The sequence below is a fragment of the Corallococcus exercitus genome (assembly GCF_042231735.1).
Classification (GTDB): Bacteria; Myxococcota; Myxococcia; order Myxococcales; family Myxococcaceae; genus Corallococcus; species Corallococcus exercitus_B.
On the sequence record NZ_CP102577.1, the window covers coordinates 2,483,512 to 2,506,633 of the forward strand.

Consider the following 23,122-nt stretch of genomic DNA (forward strand, 5'->3'; position numbering starts at 1 on the left):
GAACCGGAAGGACTGAGAGCGCTGAAGCGTACTAGCGCCTCCATGACCAACACCATTCGACGCGCCTTCGCGGCGCTGCTGACGCTGACGTGTCTCGGGGCGCTGACCGCCCAGGCCGCCACGGGTGTGCAGGGCCCCGTGCCCCCCGCCTTCCAGAACCGCATGATGGTGGGCCTCTTCGAGGAGGCCGGCCAGAACTGGATGCGGGACAGCGACGTGCCGTGGGACGCGCGCTACCGCTACTTCACCAAGGGCTGGTCGGACAACTGGGGCTACGGCGCCCGTGACGGCAGCTGGGCGGCCAGCTTCTTCACGGAGACGAAGGCGCAGGGCTTCGTCCCCGTCGTCACCTACTACCAGCTCTTCGCCGAGCCGGGCGGCGGCGAGGGGGAGTCGCTGGCGAAGCTGAAGAACGCCAGCACCATGCGCAGCTACTTCGAGGACGTGAAGCTGCTCCTCCAGCGCGCGAAGACCTTCGGCAGCCCGGTCATCCTCCACGTGGAGCCGGACGCGGTCGGCCTCCTCCAGTTCCAGACGGCCTCCAACCCCAACGCCTACGCGGCCATCGCCGCCTCGGGGATGCCGGAGCTCGCGGGCCTGCCCAACACCGTCGCCGGGTGGAGCCTGGCGTTCCTCCAGCTGCGCAAGGCCGTGGGCGCGAACAACGTCGTGCTGGGCCTGCACATCTCCGCGTGGGCCAGCGGCAAGGACATCGCGTTCAACTCGCTGACGGATCCGCTCCAGCCGGAGGTGGACAAGGTCGTCAACTTCCTCAAGCCGCTGGGGCTGGGCACCAACGTCACCGGCGCCACCTACGACGTGATCGTGGGCGACCCGCTGGACCGCGACGCGGACTTCTACCGGCTCACGCAGGGCGCGGATCACACCTGGGACATGAGCGATTCGGCGCCCCTCACGTCGCGCTCGTACAACCGCTACGCGGAGTGGCTGCGCCTCTGGAACCAGACGTCCGGCAAGCGCTGGGTGCTGTGGCAGATCCCGCTGGGCAACTCCAACCACCTCAACATCAACAACGGCGGTGGGGCGCGCCAGGGCTACAAGGACAACCGCACCGAGTACTTCTTCGGCGCGAGCGGTGACGCGCACCGGCGCAAGTTCGCCAACGCGGGCGTCGTCGCCCTGATGTTCGGCGCGGGCGCGGGCGGCCAGAGCTCCTACCAGAACGACCAGGCCGCCGACGGCCAGCCGTACCTGAAGCGGCGCGCGGGGGTGTTCCTCAACGCGGGTGGCCTCCTCCTGCCCGCGGCCGGCACCACGCTTCCGCCCCCGGGCGGCGGTGGCTCCACCGATGGCGGCACCGTGGACGCCGGCACCCCGCCGGTCGACGGTGGCACCCGTCCGGACGGAGGCACCGACGGCGGCGTGGACGGCGGAACGCGTCCGGATGCTGGCACCGACGCGGGCACCGGCTCCTCCGACGCGGGCACCCCGGGCGACACCTCGAAGTACGGCTTCGAGTCCAGCGCGCAGGGCTGGACCGCGGGCGGCGCCGCCCTGTCGTCCGTGAGCACCACCACGTCCAAGGCCTACGCGGGCACCCGTTCGCTGGCCGTGCCCTTCAACGGCACGGCCGGCAAGGGCACGGTGGCCGTGGCCAACGCGGCCGTGCCGTCCGGCAAGACGGTGACGTTCCGGTTCTGGCTGCCCACCGGCAGCAAGATCACCGGCGTCCAGCCCTACACCCTGGAGGGCGCGTCCGCGAACTGGCGCTGGACGGGCAACTGGATCGCCGTCAGCAGCCTCAAGGCCGGCGCCTGGAACAACATCACCGTGAAGCTGCCCTCCGGCTCCACCACCCCGCTGTACCAGCTGGGCGTGGAGTTCCAGACGACGGGCACGTGGAAGGGGACGGCGTACCTCGACGCCGTCATCTGGTAGTCCAAGCAGTTCCCGGTCCCGCGGGCGCGTGCAACCGCCCGCGGGACCGACGTAGGGTAGCGGCCCCCGTGAGCACCCTGCCCTCCGCCGCCCCTGTCTCCCGCGAGCGCGTGCGCGCCATCGACTGGCTGCGCGGCCTCTCCGTCCTCGTGATGATCCAGACCCACTCGCTCGTGCTGCTCACCCCGGAGCTGCGCAAGAGCGAGTGGACCGGACGGCTGCTCAAGGTGGACGGGCTGGTGGCCCCCGCGTTCATCTTCTCCGCCGGGTTCGCGCTGGCGCTGCTCATGGTGCGCAGCGCCGCCGCGGGGGTGCTGCACGAGCGCGTGCCCCGCAACCTGCGCCGCATCGCGGAGGTGTTCGCCGTCGCCGCGCTCGTCAACGCCGTCTGGTTCCCCATCCGCTCCGAGCCCGTGTGGCTGCTGCGCCTGGACATCCTCCACTGCGTGGGCCTGTGCCTGATCATCACCCTGCCCCTGGCCGCGCTGCTGGCCTCGCGTCCGCGCGTGCTCGCGGGCACCGCGTTCGTGCTGGCGATGGGGGCGTTCGCGCTGGCGCCGTTCAGCGACTCCGCGGGCGAGCCCTGGGCGTCCTTCCTGCGCAAGTCCTCCTGGGCCCCCTTCCCGCTGGTGCCGTGGATAGGCTTCGCGTGGCTGGGCGCCTTCGCGGGCTGCATCGCGGGCGCGTGGGGCCGCAAGGGGCTGGCGCGGGCCCTGGGCTTCCTCATCGCGCTGGGGCTTCTGGGGACGCTGCTGCCGGGCGTGCTCAACAACCTCTACCCGCCGCACCGCTTCTTCGTCACCAACCCGTCCAACTCCGCCACCCGCTTCATGTGGGTCTGCGCGGTGCTGCTCGGGATGCTCTGGGTGGAGGGACGGATGGCGGCGGACGCGAAGCCTTCCCGCGCGCGCCGCTTCCTGGAGGTCTTCGGGACCGCGTCGCTGTCCGCGTACTTCTTCCACGAGATGCTGCTGTACTACCGCCTCTTCGGCGTCTTCTCGTTCCAGAAGCTGTGGGGCGACTCCAGCGGGTGGCTGAAGTACGCGGGCCTGCTCGCGCTGCTCATCGCGTGCACGTTCGTGCTGTGCGTCGCGTGGGATCCGGTGGAGCGCGCGGTGAAGAAGGGCTTCGCGCGCGCCAGCCGGTGGCTGCTCAGTGCGCCGCGTTGGCCGCGGCCTGCTCGAAGGCGCGGATGATCTCCGGCGGGGCCTGCACCAGCTCAATCAGCACGCCCTCGCCGCTCAGCGGGAACTGATCGCTCGCCTTCGGGTGGATGAAGCAGACGTCGAAGCCCGCCGCGCCCTTGCGGATGCCGCCGGGCGTGAAGCGCATGCCCTGCCCCTCCAGCCACTTGACGGCCCCCGCCAGGTCGTCCACCCACAGGCCCACGTGGTTGAGCGCCGGGTCGTGCACCTTCGGACGTCCGTCGGGATTGACGGGCTGCATCAGGTCCACCTCCACCTTGAAGGGGCCCGCGCCCGCCACGACGATGTCCTCGTCCACGTTCTCCTTCTCGCTGCGGTAGGTGCCATGGGCCTGAAGGCCCAGCGTGTCCACCCACAGCTTGCGCAGGGCGCCCTTGTCCAGCCCCCCGATGGCGATCTGCTGGATGCCCAGAATCCGGAACGGTCGTGTCGTCTCCATGCCGCGGACCGTCGCAAAAGGGGTCCCCCCACGCAAGCGCGGCCCACGTGCGGACCCGGGAAAAATTCACCAGATAAACCCATTCCGCGGGTCGGCCGTTTCCAGGGGCACGCTGACTTCCTCCCGTTGTCCCGGAGCCGCCCATGTCCCCCTTCTTCTCGAAGCGCCGCGTGTCCTTTGTCAGTGGTGCCCTCCTCTGCGCCAGCCTCGTGAGCGCGTGCTCCGCGAGGGAGCCGTCGCAGGGCGTGGCGCGCGGCGAGCTGCGTCCCCAGGCCGTCGCGACCACCGAGAGCGCCCCCGCCGAAGAGTCCCGTGCGCTGATGGCGCCCCCGTCGCCCCCGCCGCCCTCGACTCCGGTCGCGGCCCCGGCCGCCAGGAAGCGCCGTGACGCCACCGCCGCGCAGGCGCCCGCCCCGGAGTACGAGAGCGCCGTCGCCGCCGGCGCCCCGGCCCCTTCCGACAGCCTCATGGCCGCGGAGCCGCCGGAGATGCGCCGCGCGGCGCCGGTGAAGGAAGGCAAGGCCATGAGCGCCCTGGCCATGGGAGGCGCCGCCGCCCCGATGCCGGTCCAGCAGCCGATGGAGAAGTCCAAGCAGGAGCTGGCCGACGACAAGAGCGCCGAGGGCGGCAACACCTTCGAGACCTACAAGGCCCACGCCTTCACCGAGACGGCGAAGGACAACCTGTCCACCTTCGCGGCGGACGTGGACACGGCCTCCTACTCCATGGCGCGGCGCTACCTGCAGCAGGGGCAGCTGCCCCCCACCCAGGCGGTGCGCGTGGAGGAGTTCGTCAACTACTTCAAGTACCGCTACACCCCGCCGGAGGACGGCGCCTTCACGGTGCACCTGGAGGGCGCGCCGTCGCCCTTCAACGCGCGCCGCCAGTTCGTGCGAGTGGGCGTGCAGGGCAAGGTTGTCTCCCGCTCGCAGCGCAAGCCCGCGCACCTGGTGTTCCTGGTGGACACCAGCGGCTCCATGGCCTCGTCGGACAAGCTGCCGCTGGCCATCGAGTCCATCAAGGTCGCGGTGAAGAACCTCAACGAGAACGACACCGTGGCGCTCGTCACCTACGCGGGCTCCACGCGGGACGTGCTGCCCCCCACGCCCGCCACGGACGTGAAGAAGATCCACGCGGCGCTGGACACGCTGGTCGCGGGCGGCGGCACGGCCATGGGCTCCGGTATGGAGACGGCCTACAAGCACGCGGTGAAGAAGGCCGCGGCCGGCGTGGTGTCCCGCGTGGTGGTGCTCACCGACGGTGACGCCAACATCGGTCCCAACCTGAGCCCCAAGGCCATGCTGGCCAGCGTGCAGAAGTACGTGTCCGAGGGCGTCACCCTCACCACGGTGGGCTTCGGCATGGGCAACTACCACGACTCGCTGATGGAGCAGCTGGCCGACAAGGGCAACGGCAACAGCTTCTACGTGGACAGCATGAAGGAGGCGCGCAAGGTCTTCGAGACGCAGCTGACCGGCACGCTGGAGGTCATCGCGAAGGACGTGAAGTTCCAGGTGGAGTTCAGCCCCAAGGCCGTCAGCCGCTACCGCCTGATGGGCTACGAGAACCGCGACATCGCCGACAACGACTTCCGCGACGACAAGGTGGACGCGGGCGAGATTGGCGCGGGCCACACCGTGACGGCGCTCTACGAGGTGGAGCTCACCGGCGAGGCGCCGCAGGAGCTGGCCACGGTGCGCATCCGCGCCAAGGCGCCCAACGGCACGGAGGCCAAGGAGCAGGCCTTCCCGCTCACCCGCGCGAACCTGAAGCCGTCCATGGAGGCCGCGTCCCAGGACTTCCGCTTCGCCGTCGCCGTGGCCGCCACCGCGGACATCCTCCGCGCCGCGCCCGCCGCGGAGGGCTGGAGCCTGGCCACCACGCAGAAGCTGGCGGAGGGCGCCGTGGGCGGCGACTCCGACCGCACCGAGTTCGTCCGCCTCATCGGCCAGGCCCGCGCGCTGACCACCGCGTCCGCCCGCGGCCGCTGAAGGAAGCACCCAGCACGAAACACCGGGGAACGCGCAGCAAGGGGGGCCTGGCCCGCCACCGGAATCAGCCGGTGGCGGGCCAGGCTTTTTCAGGCATCAGAACGTTGAGTAGGTCGGCGCCGTCGTGCTGGTGAAGAAGTCCGCGTAGTTGGCGTAGTAGTAGCTGCCGCCCCGGCCGCCGAGCGTGCCCGTAAACTGGCCCGCCGCTCGCAGCGTCGTGCCGTCCGACAGGATGGTGATGCCGCCGGAGGTGATCTGCCCGTAGGGGTAGTCCGCGCGCAGGTCCGCGTCGCGCACCACGGACAGCGTCGCCGGGTCGATGTGCTTGATCGCCAGGTACCGCGGGGACGAGCCGCTGTAGGTCCCCTTCTTGGTGAAGGACACGGCGAGCCCCAGGCTGTTGCCCGCGATGGAGAGCCTGGGCTCCACGCTGTAGGAGTAGCCAATCTCTACCGACTCACCCGCCGGATACGCGCAGCTGGTGCCGCCGGTCCGGGTGAGCGTGACGCTGTACGACGGCGGGCTCGTGGTGAGCTGGGTGCCGCTCAAGGTGAAGTCGCAGCCCTGCGAAGAGCCCGACACGGGAGTGATGACCCCCTGCGACTGCTGCGCCAGCTCCACGCCGTCCTCCGGCTCCGGAGCACCACAGGCGGAGAGCACGAGGGCAGAACCCAGACACACCACGGACGTCAGCTTGTTCATCATGGGAATTCCTTTCCGATTTTGGGGAGGGGGAAGGCCGGGACGCTAACAAGCCTGTGTGATGGAACCAAGACGCGGAGTCTTGACTGCCATTGACGCGGAGCGACGCGTGTATAGTGCGCGGTATGAACCGACCCGCTTTCTGGAAGTCTTCGCTGGTTTTGACCCTGACCACGCTTGCCTGTGGGGCATGCGGGGACTCTGCCTCCGGTGGAGGCGTGAGCCTGGGTTCAGAGCAGAAAGGGATTGCGACCTTCTACGACGCCAACGGGGGCGGCAACTGCTCGTTCGACCCCGGCGGCGACCTGATGGTGGCCGCGATGAACCAGGCCCAGTACGACAACAGCGCCGTCTGCGGCGAGTGCGTGGACATCGTCGGCCCCAAGGGCACCGTGCGCGTGCGCATCGTGGACCAGTGCCCCGACTGCGAGAAGGGCCACCTGGACCTGTCGCGCGAGGCCTTCGACAAGGTGGCGGAGGCGAAGGACGGCCGCGTGGACATCACCTGGACGCCGGTGTCCTGCGACGTGGCCGGCCCGGTGCGGTACCACTTCAAGAACGGCAGCAACCCGTGGTGGGCCGCCATCCAGGTGCGCAACCACCGGCTGCCCATCAAGAAGCTGGAGTGGAAGCGCGACGGCGACTGGAAGGCCCTGGAGCGCCAGAGCTACAACTACTTCGTCTTCGAGGGCATCGGCGAAGGCCGCTTCCAGCTGCGCGTCACCGCCAGCGACGGCCAGCAGCTGGTGGACTCCGTGGAGAAGGTGCTGGACGACGACACGGTGGACGGGGCGGAGCAGTTCGCGCCCCAGAAGTAGGCACGCCCCCGCCGCCCCGTCCGTCAGCGAGTTAGAACGTCATGATGGACGGGGCCGTGGTGCTGGTGAAGAAGTTCGGGTAGCTGGCCAGGTACGTGTTGCCCGTGCCCGTCTGCCCGTAGATGGTGCCGTTCTTCGTGCCGTACACGGTCAGCGTCGTTCCGTCGGACGCGATGGACAGGCTGCCCGAGTAGATGGAGCCCCGGCCCAGGTAGACGGACAGCCCCGTGGAGCGGACGGTGGCCAGCGTGTCCGGCGCCAGGTGCTTGAGGCCCAGGGACTGGGGCGCGCTGCCGCTGACGCTGCTCTTGTACGTGTAGCTCACGGCCACGCCCAGGTCGTTGGCCGCCAGCGACAGCGTGGGCGCGGTGCCCGTGGAGGTCCCCACCACGACGCTGCCCGCGCCGTACGCGCAGGTGGCGTCCGCCGCGCGCGTGACGGTGACGTTGTAGATGGGGGGAAGCGTGCCCGGCTGCGCCGCGGACGACACCGTGAAGGTGCAGCCCTGGGAGACCCCCGTCACCAGCGCGGACTCCTGGGTGGCGAGGCCGTCATCGCCTTCCACGCCGGCACCACACGCGGTGAGGCCGGCGACCGCGCAAAGTGAAACAACAGACTTGAGGTTCAGCATGGCATTGCACTCCAGGGTTGGGGGTGTGTGCTGCGCCGCCCCCTATAAAGGCAAGCGTCAGGCATTGGAAACGAATTGTTTCAATATGCGACGATGGTGGGGGCCAGGGTGCTGGTGAAGAAGTCCGGGAAGACAGCCACGTAGCGGTTCCCCGCTCCCGTCTCTCCGGCGATCGCGACGTTCTTGGTGCCGGTGGCGATCAGCGTCGTGCCATCCGGTCCGATGCCCAGGTTGGCGGAGTAGATATAGGTCCCCATCGAGACGGGAGTCAGGCCCGCGGAGCGGACGACGGACAGCGTGTCCGGCGCGACGTGCTTGATCGCCACCGCCATGGGCGAAGGGCCGCCCGTCCGGTACGTGTAGCCCACGGCCACGCCCAGCTCGTTGGCGGCCAGCGACACCATGGTCGGCGGATTGGCGTTGGAGTACCCGACCGTCACGGTGCTCGCGCTCCAGGGGCAGGTCTCGCTCGCCTCGCGCGCGAGCCGGATGTCGAAGATGGGGGGAACCTGGACGCGCTGCACGTACGACACCGTGAAGGTGCAGCCCTGGGACGTCCCCGTCACCAGCGCGGACTTCTGGGTGGCGAGCGCTCCGGCTTCTTCCGCTCCACCACACGCCATGACCACGGCGAGCGCACCCAGGGAAACAACCGACTTGAAGAGATGCATGGCATTGACCTCCAGGGGTTGGGACCGCGCCAACCCCTTAGAGGCCAAAGCCAGACACGACAACCGTTTTCTTCAATCCTTACCGCCGCAGCATGCCGCGCAGCAGCTCCAGGGCCTCGGTGACGCCCTGCCAGACCTGGAGCGCCTTGATGCCCTCGCCTTCGCCCTGCACGTTGCGGCGGGCGGCGCGCTCCAGCGGCAGCAGCGCGCCCTCCACCAGTTCGATCTGCCGGCTCAGCTCCGCCGGAGACGGGCCGTTCGCGGCGCGCTGGAGCGACTCCGCGGGGGTGGGCAGGGACACCGACACCGGCCGGTCCGCGAGCGCCGTGATGGCCTTGGAGAGCTGCGCCATGTACGGGCCGAAGTCCGGCGCGGGCGCCTGGGGCATGGGCGCGTTGCGCAGCGTGGGCGCCTCCTCCGCCTGGGCGGCCACGCGCTCCGTGAGGGCCTTGAGCAGCTGCGCCAGGTGCTTGAGGTACGGGGCCAGGTCCGTGGCCGGAGCCTGCGGCACCGGGGCCGCCTGGGGCGCGGCCGGGAGGGACACCTGCACCGGGGCGGGCGGCTTCCGGGCGGCCTCGCGGCCCACGCGGGCCACCTCCAGCACGGCCTCGCGCAGGGCCTCCAGGTGCGGGGCCACGGGCGTTTCGTCACTGGGGGCGTTCGCCTGCGCGGCGGCCTGCACCACCGCGTCGCGCACGGAGCCCAGCTGCTCCTCGATGGCGCCCAGCTGTCCGGTGACGCGCGCCACGGGGTCGTCCTCCTTGCCCCCCATGCGCTTCACGCGGGCGAAGCCCTGCTTGATCTCCTCCCAGCGCTTCGCCTTCTCCGGCGTCAGGCGCCCGCGCATCTCCTGGAGCTTGAGCAGGTTCTGCTCCGCGGCGGTGGTGAGCGTCTGGGATTCGCCCTGGTAGTGGTCGTCGATGCGGCGCTCCAGCTCGTCGTCCGTCATCGCGGAGACGACCTTCTCCGCCAGCTTGCCCATGTTGCGGTAGCTGCCCTGCAGCTTGAAGGGCGGCTCCGTCCGGAAGCGCTCGTCCTGCGCGGCGGACGCGATGTACTGGAGGTTCACCTTGAGCAGCACCTGCTGCACGCGGAACAGCCGCTGGAAGACGGCGATGATCTCCTGGAGCTCCGCCGCCGCGTAGCCGTGCTTCAGCTCGCCGGAGGGGACGTCGTCGCCCTTGGCCATCCGGATGAGGCGGTGCACGTCCTGCGGGTCGCGCGTGGCCAGCGGCGCGAGCACCGGGTTGGAGGTGAGCGCGTTCTCCAGGTAGCTGAGGGCGAACAGCTCCTCCTTGCCGTCCAGGATGTCACCCAGGTTGTACGTGTCCGCGCGGTTGGCGAGCATGTCCGGGATGCGGAAGCGCTCGCCGGTCTCCGTGTACGGGTTGCCCGCCATCACCACGCAGAACTTCTTGCCGCGCAGGTCGTACGTGCGCGTCTGGCCATTCCAGACACCCTCCACGCGGCGCTGGCCGTCGCACAGGGAGATGAACTTCTGGAGCAGCTCCGGGTCCGTGTGCTGGATGTCGTCGAGGTAGAGCATCACGTTGTTGCCCATCTCGAAGGACAGGTTGATGCGCTCCACCTCCTGCCGCGCGGTGGCGTTGGGCGCCTCCGACGGATCCAACGACTTCACGGAGTGGCCCAGCGCCGGCCCGTTCACCTTCACGAAGGTGAGGCCCAGGCGGCTGGCCACGTACTCCATCAGCGTCGTCTTGCCGTAGCCCGGCGGCGACATGAGCAGCAGCATGCCCATGCGGTCCGTGCGCTTGCCCTCGCCCGCCGCGCCCAGCTGCTTGGCCAGGTTCGCGCCGATGAGCGGCAGGTACACCTCGTCGATGAGCCGGTTGCGCACGAAGCTCGTGAGCACCTTGGGCGTCAGCTCCTCCAGCCGCAGCTTGCGCCGCTCGCGGTCCAGCAGGTCGCGCAGGTACGCGCGGTAGGCCACGTACGCGGGCACGCGCACCTGGCGGAACTCGCCCAGCCGCGCCAGGAACTCGTCCAGGCGCAGCGCCAGCTTGCGCTCCTGGATGCGCGGGTGGCTGCCCAGGAGGCCCGTGGCCTCCGTGGCGGTGATGGCGCCCGCCGTCTCGCGGTCCAGCTTGCGGTCGGTCAGGAGCACCACCGCCGTCTCCAGCGCGACGTGGGCCGCCTCGCCCGGGCCGCCCTCACGGCGGGCCAGGAACGCGTCCACCCAGGCGCGGGCGATGCGCAGGCGCTCCGGCAGGTTCTTCTCCAGGCCGCGCAGGTCGTCGTCGAACGCGGTGCGCGACCCGTGCCGGTCCAGGTGCGCGAGGAAGGCGTCCCGCAGCGCCAGGGCCTCGCGGCTGGTGGTGAAGCGCGGGCGTTCCACCGCCAGCTCCTCCACGAGGTAGCGGCCCGCCTGCCGGCCCTCCGCGGGCGAAGCCGTGAGGCCATGCCCCTGGAGGAACGCGAGCACGCGCTCCCCCAGCTCGTCTCCCAGCGCCACCAGGTCCGAGCCGGTGTCGAACGCCTGCCGCAGCCGGGCGAGGCTGCGCGCGCGGCGGTGGAACACGCCCCGGAGCGCGTCGTCCCCGTCGAACGCCCAGTAGAGCGCGGCCCAGGCGCGAGGCACCGGGGCGAAGCGCAGCAGCCCCGCGCCCTGGTGCAGCGCGAGCAGCTTCTCCAGGATGGCCGCCGCGTCCGCGTCATGCACGCCGCGCTCGTAGCCCTCGTCGAAGCGGTCCGCCGCGTACGCGCGCACGCGCTCCAGCAGCTGCCCCTGCGCGCCGGCCTCGTACAGCGCCGCGGGCGTGAGGCCGCCCTTCCCCTCCTCCGCGTCCATCAGCAGCCCGGCGGCCAGGTACTCCGCGCGGTACACGTCGCGCGTCTCGGAGACCAGGTGCTGGTCCCAGAGCTCGCGGTACTTCAAGAGCTCCGGGTCCTCCAGCTTCTGCGTGTAGTCGGAGCCGGTGAGCTGGAGGTACAGCGCGCCGTCGCGCGGCACCAGCGTCAGCTCCAGCGGCTGGGTGTTGACGTGGAAGCGGTAGGGCCCCAGCTTGATGAGCCCCTCGCCGCCCTCGAACAGGTCCTGCTTGTCGCGCAGGGCGCGCAGGGCGTCCTGCTTCGCGGACTTCACCCGCGACAGGACCTCATCCGCGCGGACGCTGTCCTGGAGCGCCAGCAGCTGTTCCGCCAGCTGCCGCAGCTTGAGGATCATCGCGTCGGACGCGAAGTAGGCGTTGAGCTCGTCGTCCGCCTTGAACGACTTCGCCCGGCGCTGCACGCCCTGGAGGATGCGCTCCGCGGCGCCGAAGAGGCCCGAGGCCCGGCGCTGCCGCTCGTCCACCAGCGCCTGCTTGCGCGCGCCGAAGGCCTCCAGCAGCTCCTCGCGCTTCTGGGTGATCTGTCCCAGGAACTCGTCGAACTCGCCGAAGCGGCCCTCCAGTTCCTCCAGCAGCACGGTGAGCTTGGAGAGCGCCTCGTCGCACTTCTCCGGCGAGTCCGCCTGCGACAGCGCGTTCTCGATGCTCTGGCCCAGCAGCTTGAACTGCGCGCCGAACTCCGCGCGCTTCTCCTTGCCGGACAGCTCCTTGCGCTTCGCCTGGAGCCCCGCGCGCACGCGGTTGAGCCGGCTGAACAGCTCGGAGATGCCTTCCAGGATGCGGGCCCGGGCCAGTGGGTCGCCCACCTGGAGCCCTCCCACCACCTCGCCCAGCACCTCCAGGCCCTGGCCGGTGCGCTCCAGGTCCTCGGCCAGCGGGGCCAGCTCCGCGGTCGTCGCCAGCGGCTCCAGCCGCTCCATCAGCCCGTCCAGCCGCGAGGCCAGGGGCTGGAGCGCTTCACCCTTCTGGAGGAAGTCCACGCACGCGGTGCTCACCGCGTCGGACGCGGCCACCACCGCCTGCTCCAGGGCGTCCACGCGCCCCAGGTCCATGTAGCGCACGTCCTTCAACGTGATGAGGTGCCCGCGGTGCCGGCGCAGGTCCGCCAGCGCGCGCATGAAGCCCTCCGCGTCGGTGAGCCCCTCCGGCTGCGCGTTGAGCAGCAGCGTCTCCTGCGCCTGCAGCGCCTGCGCGAGCGACTCCTCGGCGCGCTTGCGCATCGCGAGCACCTTCTCGAACTCGTCGATGATGAGCTCGGAGGTGCGGCGCAGCTGCTCGATGGGCTCCTGGAGCCCCACTTCCGCGTGGGACAGCCAGTAGTACGCGTCCAGCGCGCGCGTGGCCGCGGAGACCAGGTCCTCGTAGGTGCGGCGGGTGGGCTTGTCCGTCTTCGCCACGCGCGGCAGCGTCAGCGCGTCGCTGATGCCGCGCACCAATTCCGCGTTGCCCACCTTGCCCAGGTAGCCCGGCGCGGGGGGCAGCTTCGCCGCGTGCTCGTCGGAGACGAACGGCGTCTGCCACACCTGCATGGGGTGAACGCGCGTGGGCTCCTGCGACGTGGCGCGGAACACCACCAGCCCGCCGTCCGCGAAGAGGCTCATGCCGTTCGCCTGCAGCGGCGTCTGCACCTCCTTGCGCACCAGGTTGTACGGGAAGAGCACGTAGCTGCCCTCGTCCCGGCGGTGGAAGACGTAGAGCACGTCCTCACCGTTGGGCGAGCGCACCGCCTGGTGGAACTCCATCCCTTCCGACGCGCCGTCGAAGACCTTGTAGTCGCCCGTCTGGAGGTAGTAGCCGCCCGGGAAGACGATGCCCTGGTCCTCCGGCAGCCGCACGCAGGACTGGCCGATGGCGTCGATGCGCACCACGTGCTGGGTGCGCGAGTTGAACACGAGGTAGCGGTGCGCCTTCTCCCGGAACGGGAGGATGCGCAGGAGGATGAGCCCGCCCACCTGCGTCCAGGCGAACTCCGCGTCGTCCAGCGACTGATCCGGGTCGTCCACCGGCTCGCTGTAGATGCCCAGGCCGGTGGTGGTGTTGTCCTCCACCTTCACGGTGAGGTCGCCCTTCACCGTCTCCACGAAGACCTGATCCAGCACGTTGACGTGCGGGTGCTGGCCCAGCACGTACTGCTCGCGCGTGGCCACCGTCCACTCGAAGTCGTGCGATGGCGGGTAGACGTGGTCGCGCTCCCCCTGGTTGTCCACGTAGGTGGCGCGGCCCTCCACGTCCACGTTGAAGCGGAAGACCTTGAGGTCGCGCGCGGACTGGCCCGTCTGGAACACCGCGAGCAGGCGCGAGTCCCGCCGCCGCAGCTGCAAGAGCTTCGCGTCCTTGTAGTACTTGTACAGCTCGCCGAAGTCCTTCACGAACCGGGGGTCCGCGAGGAAGCCGCCGGCCTCCGTGGGAGGCACGGCGGACAAATCGAACCCCTCGGCCGTCTTCTCGAAGCGGTGCAGCGAGAAGACGTCCGAGACGTTCGTCTCCTTCTTCAGGCCGATGAAGACGTTGTAGCCGAAGAGGAGGTACTTCCCGACGCTGACGATGTCGCGGGGGACGCAGTTGTTCTCCGTGCGCACCCGCTCGTTGCCGATGACGGTGAGTTCCGTGCCGCCGAACAGCGCCTTGCGCCGGGCGTTGAGGGCGTTCGCCTGGGTGGCCAGCGCGTCCGCCTGGGAGTGGAGGCGCGCACGGATGACCTCGTAGCTGCCGCCCTCCAGCGTCGCCTCGCCCCCGGGCACCTGGGTACCCGGGGTCTTGGAGCTGTCAGTTGCCATGGATGTTCACCGAAGAAGGGAGTGCGATTGGCGGTGGCGCTTTTCAGCCCTGCTGCTTCTGCGCGAGGGCCGCGGCTTCCGACTGCACCAGCGCCTTGATGCCGGCGGCGGTGGCCTCCGTGGGGCTCACCGACATGCGGTTGAGCAGCGCCGCGACGGCCAGGTTCTGCGCGTCGTTGCTGAGGCCCGGCTTGGAGAGGATCTCCTTCAGGTCCGCCGGCAGGTCCTTCTCACCGTTGAGGTAGCCGCCGAGCGCCTTCTTCAGGGACTCGCCGTGGTCCAGCGCGCCGTCCACCGAGCTGCCGAAGGACACGGCCTTGACGAAGTTCTCGAAGAACTTCCCGTCGCCGCCGACGATCTGGAACTTCGCGTTGCCGAACGCCTGGGCCAGGACGGTGGCCTGGGCCTGCGCGATGTCCTTGCGCACGTTGATGGCGGCCAGCTCCACGTCGCGCTCCTTCTGGAGGCGCAGGCGGTACTCCTCGTGCTCGCGGCCCACGCCGTCCAGGGCCTTCATCGCGGCGGCCTTCTCCGACAGGCCCCGCGCCTCGGCCATCAGCTTCTCCTGGATGGCGTTGGCCTCGGCGAGCAGCTTCTCGCGCGTGGCGAACGCCTCCGCCTCGCCGCGCTTGTGGATGGCGCTCGCTTCCGCCTCCTGCACGCGGGCGTTCGCCAGGCCCTTCTGCTCGGAGCCCGCGGCCTCGGCGAGCAGCTTCTCGCGCACCGCGGAGGCCTGCGCCTGGCCCTGCTTCTCGATGACGGAGGCCTCGGCCTCCTTCACGCGCACCTGGGCCATGCCCAGCTTCTCCGTGGCGACCGCGTCCGCCTCACGCACGCGCACGCTGGCCAGGCCCGCCGCGGCGGACTCGGCCTGGATGCCTTCCGCCAGCCGCATCTTCGCCTTGGCCTGCTTGTCCGCGGCCTCCAGGTCGGCCTCGGCCAGGGTCAGCTTCTCCTTGGCCATGAACACGGCGATCTTCGCGCTCGCGTCCGCGGCCGTGACGTCCTTCACGGACGCCTCTTCCGCGTGCGCCTGGGCGGTGATGATGACCGCCTCCTTGGTGCGCTTCGCGTCCGCCGTCACGCGCAGGTCCTTGATGTTCTCCTCTTCCTGGGCGACGGTCTTCTCCACCGCGATGCGGGCGCGGACGACGTCGGCGATGGCCTTCTTCTCCGTCTCCAGCGCCTTCTCCTTCGCGATGCGCTGCAGCTCCGTCTCACGCTCGCGGTTGATGGCCTCCAGGGCGCGGTCCTTCTCCACGCGCTCGGTCTCCACGCCCACCACGCGCTCGCGGTTCTTCTGGGCCACCTGCACCTGGCGCTGCTTGTTCTCCTCGTTGATGGCGATCTCTTCCTCCGCCTTGATGCGCGCCAGCTGCGCCTTGGCGAACTCCTCGCTCTTCACGCGGTCGGCCTCGGCCGTCTCACGCGCCTGGATGCTGTCGATCTCCCGGCGCTGCTTGGCGGCGGCCTCCTCGCGCTGACGCTCGAGGGCGAAGATGGCCTCGTCGGCCTCGACGTTGCGCTTGGTCACCGCCATGCGCTCGGACTGGCGCAGCTCGTTGGTGAAGACGTTCTGCTCGGTGGTGAGCTGGGTGATCTTCCGGATGCCCTGGGCGTCCAGGATGTTGTCCTTGTCCAGCATCTCCACCGGGGTCTGCTCGAGGAAGTCGATGGCGCAGTCCTCCAGCATGTAGCCGTTGAGGTCGCGGCCGATGGTCTCCACGACCTTGTCCTTGATCTCGTCGCGCTTGGTGTAGAGCTGCTCGAAGTTGAAGGACTTGCCCACCGTCTTGAGGGCCTCGGAGAACTTGGCCTCGAAGAGGTTCTCCAGCGTCTCCTGGTCGGAGGCGCGCGCGCAGCCGATGGACTGGGCCACCTTGAGCACGTCCTCACGCGTCTTGTTCACGCGCACGAAGAAGGTGACCTTGATGTCCGCGCGGATGTTGTCCTGGCAGATGAGGCCTTCCTTGCCGCGGCGGTCGATTTCGACCGTCTTCAGCGAGATGTCCATCACCTCCGCGCGGTGGACGATGGGCAGCACCACGGCGCCGGTGAAGGTGACCGTGGGCTCCACCTTCATGGTGTTGACGATGAGCACCTTGCCCTGGTCCACCTGGCGGTAGAACTTGGCCACGCTGACGAAGATGCCGAAGAGGATGATGACGCCGCCGCCGATGATTGCTGCAAGGCTGATGGGATCCATGGCCTATCCTGAGAAGTCCGTTGGGCGGGCCTTGTTCCAAGCACTCGGGGTCCCCCGCGAAAGCCACCCGGTGCCGCTTGTCGCGCCCGTCCGGAGGAGCCCGGCGGACGCCAATGTTCATCGTTGAGAGCGGGCTCGCGCGATGGCCGCTGCCTTCAGCGGATCCCGCAGCTGCTCCATTTCCTGCGGAAGGAGCCAGTCCACCGGCTCCACCTCGTAGACGCCCCGCTCCGCGTCGTAGCCGAGGATGAGTGCCGGCTGGCCGCGCTTGAGCTGGTTGGGCTTGTCACAGAAGACGTTGAGGATGAGGCCCGCGGCCCCGTCATCGAAGGTGGCGTGGCCGTCCTTCGCCGTCACGCTGCCGCTGGAGATGGTGCACACGCGGCCCATCAGCGCCTCGCGGCCCGGAGCGCGCCGGGCGATGAAGATGGGGCGCAGCGGCCGCACCGCGAGGCCCCCCGCCACCAGGCCCACCGTCGCGCAGACGAGGCCCAGGCCCGTGCTCACGAGCCACGAGGGCAGCATGGAGAGCGCCGCGTGCGTGGCCTGTCCGCTGAGCAGCGACAGCGACCAGGAGAGGAACACCACCAGGCTCACCGACACCGTGACGGGGATGCCGCCGAAGCCCAGCATCGCGAGCAGGCCCGTGGCGGCCTCCGCGTCGTGCAGGTGCGAGTGGCCCGCGTGGCCGACGTCATGGCCGCCGACGGCCTTCGCGCCGCCTTCCAGGAGCCCCGACGTCGCCTTGGCGCCGCCCTCGAACGCGCCGCTGACCGCCTTGGCGCCGCCCTCCAGGTCCACGTCGCCGTCCAGCATGTCGATGCCCGCCGCGCCGACGATCACGCACAGCCAGTACGCCAGCACCACGCCGAGGAGGATGGTGAAGATCGCGGTCGGGAACGCCAGCAGAGCGGCGAGGAAGGTCGTCATGCCTCGGGAATAAATTTGGAGGTGGGAGTCGCAACGAACTCTAAACGACTGCACCCATATCCGAAAATGCCACCCAGGGCTTTTCCGGTCGCCTGCTGTCCGTGCCGCCAGGGGGCAACCGGATTGCCGCCCCGGCGTGGACTGCGCACTACAGGGAGGCGATGCCCTCCCATGCCGCCGTCTCAGAATCCGAGCCTCCCCGGCCTGCGAGCCGCCGGGGGATGACCCAGCTGGAGCGGCTGCGGCAGGAGGGCCACCGGCGGCTGGGGACGATGAAGCGCGGCTTCCGCTACGTGGACGCGAGGGGCCGGCCGGTGTCGCAGCCGGAGCGGGAGCGCATCGACGCACTGCGACTGCCGCCCGCCTGGACGGACGTGGCCATCTCGCCGAAGGCGTCCGCGCGCCTCCAGGCGGTGGGCCGGGACGGCGCGGGCCGCTGGCAGTACCGCTACAGCGAGGCACACACGCAGAAGCAGCGCGACGCGAAGTACCAGCGCATCGTGGGCTTCGCGCAGGCGCTGCCGAAGATGCGCCGCCAGGTGGGCAAGGACCTGCGCAAGCGGGGCCTGGGCCGGGAGCGGGTGCTGGCGGGGATGCTGCGCATCCTGGGCACCTGCTTCATCCGCCCGGGCAGCGAGCGCTACGCGGAGGAGCACGGCAGCTTCGGGCTGGCCACGCTGCGGGCGCGGCACGTGAAGGTGCAGGGTGACACGGTGGTGTTCGACTACCCGGGCAAGTCCGGCGTGCGGCAGCACCGCGAGCTCAAGGACCGGCGCGTGGCGACGCTCGTGCGTCAGTTGTTGAAGGTGCCCGGGCGGGACGTCTTCAAGTTCGTGCTCGACGACGGCGCGGTGGTGGACGTGCGGCGCCGGCACATCAACGAGTACATCCAGCAGGTGATGGGCCCGGGCTACAGCGCGAAGGACTTCCGCACCTGGGCCGGCACGCTCATCTGCGCGTGCGCGCTGGCGCGGGCCCGTGAGCGCGTGAAGGAGGACGGCGATGGCGGCCCGGTGAAGAAGACCGTGCTCAAGAAGAGCATGGTGGCCGCGGTGCGAGAGGCCTCCGAGCAGCTGGGCAACACGCCCGCCGTCGCGAAGGCGTCGTACATCTACCCGTCCGTGCTCGTCCTCTTCGAGCGGGGCCAGGTGGTGGACCGCTACTTCCACTCCGTGGACGAGCTGGCGGCGGGCGCTGGCGAGGGCATGCACTGCTCGGAGAAGGCGCTGCTCCACATGCTGGGCAAGAGGAAGGGCGGCATGAAGCAGGCGTCCGTGTAGCACGGGCCTGGCCGGGAGGGAGCCGAGCGGTAGCGGTTCCCCTCTCACGCGCACCGGGAAGGCGCTAGCGTCCGGCCCGTGCCCGAGTACGTCACCCACCGCGACGCCCTTCCCCGCTCCGAGCTGGAGGCTTTGGGGGACGCCCTGCTCGGATCCCGCTTCGTCGCGCGCAGTCCGCTGATGGGCACGTTCCGCGCCAGCCGGGGCTTCGCGTTCATCTTCACGCGCGAGGGCCGGGCGACGCTGGAGGCCCGCTTCCCGTTCCTGTCCGTCTACCTGCGCCGCATCCTCGACGACGACACCGCGCGCGGGCTCCTGCCCTGGACGCGGCGCTGGTTCGGCGGCCGTGACACCCGCCCGCGTCCCAACGCGTTCTATCTGAACCTGCTGCTGCTGGACGCGGGCACGCCGGTGGGGCGCCACATCGACGCGACGTTGCAGGAGCCGAGCGGCGTTCCGGACGCGACGCCCGAGCACGTGAGCGTCCTGTACCTGCGCGTTCCGCAAGGCGCGCGGGGAGGCGCGCTGCGGCTGCTGCGCGACAACCAGCTCCAGGGCGAGGTGCGCCCCAAGCCGGGACTGCTGGTCCACTTCCGGGGGAACCTCCAGCACGAGGTCCAGGCCTTCACCGGCGGCCCGGAAGGCGCCCTGCGCGCGAGCCTCGTCTGCGAGCAGTACGCGTTCGCGGAGGACGTGCTCGCCCGCCTCCCGGTCTTCCGCATCCAGTCCAAGGCGGGCTTCTCCGCCTACCTGGAGGCCCAGCGCGAGCGCGACGGCGCGGCCCCTTCCGTGGGAACGCTGGAGGAGTGAGCGTCTGAGGGAGCCCCGCTCCTGGAGCGTGCGGCCACCCGGGCAGACCACCGCTTGCGCCCACCGGCCGCCGTCACAACCCTTGTGGTTCAACTTCACGAGGGAGCACGACCATGGCCGGCAAGAAGTTGGAGGGTTACGGCTCGACCAGCGAGCAGCGCCAGCGCCACCTCGAGAATGACGCCTTTTCCGAGCGGGCGCCGCAGACGCCGGAGGAGTTGGAGGAGGCACGCAGTGATCCGGAGCACGACGGACACCAGGTGGTGACCCTCCATCCGTTGGATCCGGAGCTGAAGGACGACGACCGCTGAGCCGCCACCCGCGCCGGACTGCTAGGGTCCGCGCCCGCGATGAGCCAGAGCCTGACCTTGCTTGCGGGCCCCGACGCCCTGCGCATCCTCCGGGAGCGCGGGCTGCGTGCGGAGGACGTGGACATCCTTCCGGGCGCTTCGGGAGGACCGAAGTGGCTGGGGCTGGAGGGAATCGACCGCGTCCTGTTCGGCGAGTTCCTCCAGCAGCCGCGCACCCGGCCGCTGCACCTCATCGGCAGCTCCATCGGGAGCTGGCGGCTGGCGTGCCTGGCGCAGAAGGATCCGGTGGCCGCGCTCAAGCGCTTCGCGGACGCGTACCTGGAGCAGCGCTACCCGCCCAAGCCCCCGCCGTCGCTGGTCAGCGAGGTGAGCGCCACGGTGTTGGAGTCGCTGCTGGGCCCGGATGGCGCGGAGCAGATCCTCACGCACCCGTGGGCGCGGCTGCACGTGGTGACGACCCGGTGCAAGGGCCTGCTGGCGTCGGAGCAGTCCAGCGTGCAGCTTGCGGGCTTCGTGCTGGGCGCACTGGCGAACGCGGTGAGCCGCCGGACGCTCGGGCTCCACATGGAGCGCGTGGTCTTCCACACCGCCGGGGACGCGAGCCCCTTCGCCGGACTCAAGGACCTGCCGTCGGTCCACCGTCCCCTCACCCGCGACAACCTGCGGCCGGCGCTCATCGCGTCGGGCTCCATCCCGCTGGTGCTCGCGGGCGTCCATGACATCCCGGGTGCGCCCCCCGGCACGTACCGCGATGGCGGCGTCGTCGACTACCACCTGGACGTCGACTACGGCACGGGCGACGGGCTGGTGCTCTATCCGCACTTCTACCCGTACGTCGTGCCCGGCTGGTTCGACAAGTCGCTCAAGTGGCGCCGCGCGGGGCCGCTCAACTTCCGCCGCGCGCTGATCATCACGCCGTCACCCGCGCACCTGGCGCGGCTGCCCGGTGGGCGCATCCCGGACCGTTCGGACTTCACGGGCATGAAGGACGAGGACCGCATCCGCGCCTGGAAGCAGGTGCTGGCGGAGGGCGACCGCATGGCCGACGAGCTGCGCGAGCTGCTCGCCACCGGCCGCATCGCGGATCACGTCCTGCCGTTGTAATGAGGGCCCCATGCTTCGAATCCTCAGCGGCGCGCTGCTCATCCTCACCCTGAGCGGCTGCGCGGCGTCTGCTCCGCGCCCCTCCCCCACCACCCCATCCAAAGGCACCGCCCCCATGCGCCTCGGCAACTTTTCCGTCAGCCTCGCAGTCAAGGACCTGGCCGTCTCACGCGCGTTCTACGAGAAGCTCGGCTTCCAGGCCATTGGCGGTGACCCGGCCCAGAACTGGCTCATCATGCAGAACGAGACCAGCACCATCGGCCTCTTCCAGGGCATGTTCGAAAAGAACATCCTGACGTTCAATCCCGGCTGGGACCGCAACGCAAAGCAGCTCGCTGACTTCGACGACGTCCGCGAGCTCCAGCGGACCCTCCAGGCCCGCGGTATCACCCTCTCCGCCACCGCCGACGAGTCCTCCACCGGGCCCGCGAGCCTCATGCTCACCGACCCCGATGGCAACACCCTCCTGGTGGATCAGCACGTCCCGAAGCCGCAACGGTGAGGCGGAGCGTGGAGCCGCTCAGGAAGCGAGCCACGTGCGAAGCGCGGCGTAGACCTCCGGGTGGTCGAGCAGGTCCAGGTGGTTCGCGCCCAGGATGATGCGCTGGTTCGCCTCCGGGAACCGCAACGTCAGCTCCGGCAGTGCATGGCGCCCGAGCGCGCTGTCCACCGGGACCAGCCCGTCACCGGGCAGCCGCTCCGACAGCGCCTTCGCGGTGGACGCGGCGACCGCGTAGCAGTCCACGCCCTCCGGCAGGGTGAGGCCGCGACGGGCATCCCCACCCCACCCGAAGCGCGCCCGCCCTTCCCAGTGCGCATCGAGCACGTTGCCGAAGCGCAGGTCCGTGACCCCGGCACCGCGGATCCGCCCCAGGCGCGCGAACGGCGCGCTGTAGGGGCTGAGCTCCAGCAGCACGTCCACCCAGCTTCCACCGCGCTCCAGCGGCGACCCGTGATGGGGCGACCCCAGGCAGACGAGCCCGCGCAACAAGGGACGCCAGCCATGGCCCGCAGCCTCCGCCGTGAGGCACGCGCTCCGGGCCACGAGCCCACCCATGCTGTGGCCCACGAGCGTCAGCGACTTGAGCGGCACGGGCCAGCAGGACACGAGCCGGTCCAGCAACTCCGAGAACGCGCGCCCGTTCCAGGAGATGTGCAGGCCGCTGTTGTAGTGGAGGTAGACCGGCGTGTAGCCAAGGTCGCGCGCCAGCGCCGCGCCATGGTCATGCCCCCGCCGGCGCCACTGGAGGTCGTTCATCGACGAGCCATGGACCAGCACGAGCAGCCGGCTCCCGGCCTGTGGAAGGGCTTCGCGCAGGGCCTGCGGCTCCAGGCGCAGCGGCTGCCCATGGACCCGAAACGCCATCGGAATGGCGAGCGGGTTGCCCTCCTCCTCCAGCGCATCCCCCAACACGCCGTTCAGCGCGGAGACCACCGCCTCCCGCTGGGGCCCGGGGGAGCTGTCACCCAGCCACGGTGAGAGCTGCGCGAGCACGGCATCCAGCCCTGCTCCGACGTGCCGGGTGACGCCCTGGAGCGTCCCGTAGAGCCACCCCGTCACGACCCGCGCCGGGCGCTCCAGCGGCCTGCCCAGCACGGATGGCCCGCTGGCGATGGTGCAGTGCATCTCCTCCACGAGCCCCATCACGCCCCGGGTGGCCTGCACCGCGAGGCGGCTGGCCCCACGCAAGGCGTCGGCGTTCTTCAGGGGTCCCGGCGACTGGCTGCTCATGGGTCACGCCTCCATGGCCAAACCTACCGGACCGTAACCTACCCAACCGTAGGTCCAGGGTCAAACCTGGGACCGGTTCAAGCGCTCCAGCTCCTCGCGCAGGGCGCGGTTCTCGGCGCGGAGCGTGTGGAGTTCGCTCACCATCGGGCGCATCGCGACGTCGACTTCGGCCTCGGTGAACCTGGGCGTGATGTGCTGGGGACAGTTCCAGTCGAAGCCTTCGACCCGGAGCACGAAGCCGCGCTCCACCTTCGCGTTATGTCCGGGGACCACCAGGCGATCGAGCGTGGCGGCATCCGTTTCGCGGGTGATCACGGACGCTCGCGCCAGGACCTTCAGGCGCGCCTGGTGCGGGTAGTCCACGAAGATGAGCGCGACGCGGTCGTTCTCGCTGACGTTGCCCGCGGAGATGTACTGCTTGTTCCCCCGGTAGTCCGCGAAGCCCAGCGTGTGGGCGTCCAGCACCCGGACGAAGCCCTGGGGCCCGCCCCGGTGCTGGATGTAGGGCCAGCCATTGGAGCCGAGGCTCGCCATGTAGAAGCTGTCGCGCTGCGAGAGGAACTCCGTCTCGTCCTCGGTGAGCACATCCGGTGCGTCTCCCGTTCGCTCGACACGGGCATAGGCCGCGCGGCTCCCGAACTGCTCCTGGAGCGCTTTGACCGCGGGGGTGAAGGCAAGTCTGGAGAATCGTCCCATGGCACTGTTTCTAGCCATCCAGGGCCGTGAAATAATTAGCTGGACTGACAACGCTTCATTGCCAATTCCGC

18 protein-coding genes are annotated in these 23,122 nt (G+C 70.1%); 9 read left to right on the top strand and 9 right to left on the bottom strand.

The window, feature by feature from the left end; translation table 11 throughout:
- Positions 1-42: 42 nt before the first annotated feature.
- Positions 43-1,899: a hypothetical protein gene (locus tag NR792_RS09130; RefSeq protein ID WP_375759677.1), complete on the top strand. Its 1,857-nt coding sequence runs from the start codon at positions 43-45 to the stop codon at positions 1,897-1,899.
- Between the two features lie 68 nt (positions 1,900-1,967).
- The gene (locus NR792_RS09135; RefSeq protein WP_375759678.1) at positions 1,968-3,095 is read left to right on the top strand and encodes a heparan-alpha-glucosaminide N-acetyltransferase domain-containing protein; all 1,128 of its coding nucleotides are present in this window, start codon (positions 1,968-1,970) and stop codon (positions 3,093-3,095) included.
- Here NR792_RS09135 and NR792_RS09140 read toward each other — a convergent pair.
- Complete coding sequence (locus NR792_RS09140) at positions 3,052-3,543, bottom strand: VOC family protein (RefSeq protein ID WP_375759679.1); 492 nt, start codon at positions 3,541-3,543, stop codon at positions 3,052-3,054. The two genes, NR792_RS09135 and NR792_RS09140, sit on opposite strands and share 44 nt — an antisense overlap.
- Before the next feature lie 143 nt (positions 3,544-3,686).
- On the opposite strand from NR792_RS09140, the gene NR792_RS09145 reads away from it, so the two are divergent.
- On the top strand, positions 3,687-5,534 hold the full coding sequence (locus NR792_RS09145; RefSeq protein ID WP_375759680.1) for a von Willebrand factor type A domain-containing protein: 1,848 nt from the start codon (positions 3,687-3,689) through the stop codon (positions 5,532-5,534).
- A gap of 96 nt (positions 5,535-5,630) precedes the next feature.
- On the opposite strand, the gene NR792_RS09150 is transcribed toward NR792_RS09145, so the two are convergent.
- On the bottom strand, positions 5,631-6,239 hold the full coding sequence (locus NR792_RS09150) for a hypothetical protein (RefSeq protein ID WP_375759681.1): 609 nt from the start codon (positions 6,237-6,239) through the stop codon (positions 5,631-5,633).
- 215 nt (positions 6,240-6,454) lie between these two features.
- Here NR792_RS09150 and NR792_RS09155 point away from each other — a divergent pair, with 215 nt between their 5' ends.
- The gene (locus tag NR792_RS09155) at positions 6,455-7,054 is read left to right on the top strand and encodes an expansin EXLX1 family cellulose-binding protein (protein ID WP_375759682.1); all 600 of its coding nucleotides are present in this window, start codon (positions 6,455-6,457) and stop codon (positions 7,052-7,054) included.
- A gap of 31 nt (positions 7,055-7,085) precedes the next feature.
- Here NR792_RS09155 and NR792_RS09160 read toward each other — a convergent pair whose 3' ends face one another.
- The 5 genes from NR792_RS09160 to NR792_RS09180 form a co-directional block, all read right to left on the bottom strand.
- Entirely contained in the window at positions 7,086-7,685 is a 600-nt protein-coding gene (locus NR792_RS09160) for a hypothetical protein (RefSeq protein WP_375759683.1), read from the bottom strand.
- Positions 7,686-7,765: 80 nt separating this feature from the next.
- Entirely contained in the window at positions 7,766-8,356 is a 591-nt protein-coding gene (locus tag NR792_RS09165) for a hypothetical protein (RefSeq protein ID WP_375759684.1), read from the bottom strand.
- A 79-nt stretch (positions 8,357-8,435) separates the two neighbouring features.
- Positions 8,436-13,982 (bottom strand): DNA repair ATPase, encoded by a 5,547-nt coding sequence (locus NR792_RS09170; RefSeq protein WP_375759685.1) that lies wholly within the window; start codon positions 13,980-13,982, stop codon positions 8,436-8,438.
- Positions 13,983-14,025: 43 nt separating this feature from the next.
- Complete coding sequence (locus tag NR792_RS09175; RefSeq protein WP_375759686.1) at positions 14,026-16,188, bottom strand: flotillin family protein; 2,163 nt, start codon at positions 16,186-16,188, stop codon at positions 14,026-14,028.
- Between the two features lie 117 nt (positions 16,189-16,305).
- Positions 16,306-17,118, bottom strand: coding sequence for a hypothetical protein (locus NR792_RS09180; protein WP_375759687.1), 813 nt, complete (start codon positions 17,116-17,118; stop codon positions 16,306-16,308).
- Between the two features lie 221 nt (positions 17,119-17,339).
- Here NR792_RS09180 and NR792_RS09185 point away from each other — a divergent pair, with 221 nt between their 5' ends.
- From NR792_RS09185 to NR792_RS09205, 5 genes are all read left to right on the top strand, one after another.
- Complete coding sequence (locus NR792_RS09185; protein ID WP_375759688.1) at positions 17,340-18,398, top strand: DNA topoisomerase IB; 1,059 nt, start codon at positions 17,340-17,342, stop codon at positions 18,396-18,398.
- 78 nt (positions 18,399-18,476) lie between these two features.
- Positions 18,477-19,208 carry a 2OG-Fe(II) oxygenase gene (locus tag NR792_RS09190; RefSeq protein ID WP_375759689.1) on the top strand — a complete coding sequence of 244 codons (732 nt, stop codon included), beginning with the start codon at positions 18,477-18,479 and terminating at the stop codon, positions 19,206-19,208.
- 113 nt (positions 19,209-19,321) lie between these two features.
- Complete coding sequence (locus NR792_RS09195; RefSeq protein WP_375759690.1) at positions 19,322-19,519, top strand: hypothetical protein; 198 nt, start codon at positions 19,322-19,324, stop codon at positions 19,517-19,519.
- 39 nt (positions 19,520-19,558) lie between these two features.
- Entirely contained in the window at positions 19,559-20,623 is a 1,065-nt protein-coding gene (locus NR792_RS09200; RefSeq protein ID WP_375759691.1) for a patatin-like phospholipase family protein, read from the top strand.
- Positions 20,624-20,633: 10 nt separating this feature from the next.
- The gene (locus NR792_RS09205) at positions 20,634-21,125 is read left to right on the top strand and encodes a VOC family protein (protein WP_375759692.1); all 492 of its coding nucleotides are present in this window, start codon (positions 20,634-20,636) and stop codon (positions 21,123-21,125) included.
- Positions 21,126-21,143: 18 nt separating this feature from the next.
- Here the strand turns inward: NR792_RS09205 and NR792_RS09210 are convergent, their stop codons facing one another.
- Both NR792_RS09210 and NR792_RS09215 read right to left on the bottom strand, forming a co-directional pair.
- A complete protein-coding gene (locus tag NR792_RS09210; protein WP_375759693.1) occupies positions 21,144-22,355 on the bottom strand; it encodes a lipase family alpha/beta hydrolase in 1,212 nt (403 codons plus the stop codon).
- A 60-nt stretch (positions 22,356-22,415) separates the two neighbouring features.
- The gene (locus NR792_RS09215) at positions 22,416-23,051 is read right to left on the bottom strand and encodes a pyridoxamine 5'-phosphate oxidase family protein (protein WP_375759694.1); all 636 of its coding nucleotides are present in this window, start codon (positions 23,049-23,051) and stop codon (positions 22,416-22,418) included.
- Between the last annotated feature and the right edge of the window lie 71 nt (positions 23,052-23,122).

Coding starts and splice junctions, on each gene's coding strand:
- NR792_RS09130 (WP_375759677.1), top strand. CDS start 43: ATGACCAACACCATTCGACGCGCCTTCGCGGCGCTGCTGACGCTGACG.
- NR792_RS09140 (WP_375759679.1), bottom strand. CDS start 3,543: ATGGAGACGACACGACCGTTCCGGATTCTGGGCATCCAGCAGATCGCC.
- NR792_RS09145 (WP_375759680.1), top strand. CDS start 3,687: ATGTCCCCCTTCTTCTCGAAGCGCCGCGTGTCCTTTGTCAGTGGTGCC.
- NR792_RS09150 (WP_375759681.1), bottom strand. CDS start 6,239: ATGATGAACAAGCTGACGTCCGTGGTGTGTCTGGGTTCTGCCCTCGTG.
- NR792_RS09160 (WP_375759683.1), bottom strand. CDS start 7,685: ATGCTGAACCTCAAGTCTGTTGTTTCACTTTGCGCGGTCGCCGGCCTC.
- NR792_RS09165 (WP_375759684.1), bottom strand. CDS start 8,356: ATGCATCTCTTCAAGTCGGTTGTTTCCCTGGGTGCGCTCGCCGTGGTC.
- NR792_RS09170 (WP_375759685.1), bottom strand. CDS start 13,982: ATGGCAACTGACAGCTCCAAGACCCCGGGTACCCAGGTGCCCGGGGGC.
- NR792_RS09175 (WP_375759686.1), bottom strand. CDS start 16,188: ATGGATCCCATCAGCCTTGCAGCAATCATCGGCGGCGGCGTCATCATC.
- NR792_RS09180 (WP_375759687.1), bottom strand. CDS start 17,118: ATGACGACCTTCCTCGCCGCTCTGCTGGCGTTCCCGACCGCGATCTTC.
- NR792_RS09185 (WP_375759688.1), top strand. CDS start 17,340: ATGACCCAGCTGGAGCGGCTGCGGCAGGAGGGCCACCGGCGGCTGGGG.
- NR792_RS09195 (WP_375759690.1), top strand. CDS start 19,322: ATGGCCGGCAAGAAGTTGGAGGGTTACGGCTCGACCAGCGAGCAGCGC.
- NR792_RS09200 (WP_375759691.1), top strand. CDS start 19,559: ATGAGCCAGAGCCTGACCTTGCTTGCGGGCCCCGACGCCCTGCGCATC.
- NR792_RS09205 (WP_375759692.1), top strand. CDS start 20,634: ATGCTTCGAATCCTCAGCGGCGCGCTGCTCATCCTCACCCTGAGCGGC.
- NR792_RS09210 (WP_375759693.1), bottom strand. CDS start 22,355: ATGAGCAGCCAGTCGCCGGGACCCCTGAAGAACGCCGACGCCTTGCGT.
- NR792_RS09215 (WP_375759694.1), bottom strand. CDS start 23,051: ATGGGACGATTCTCCAGACTTGCCTTCACCCCCGCGGTCAAAGCGCTC.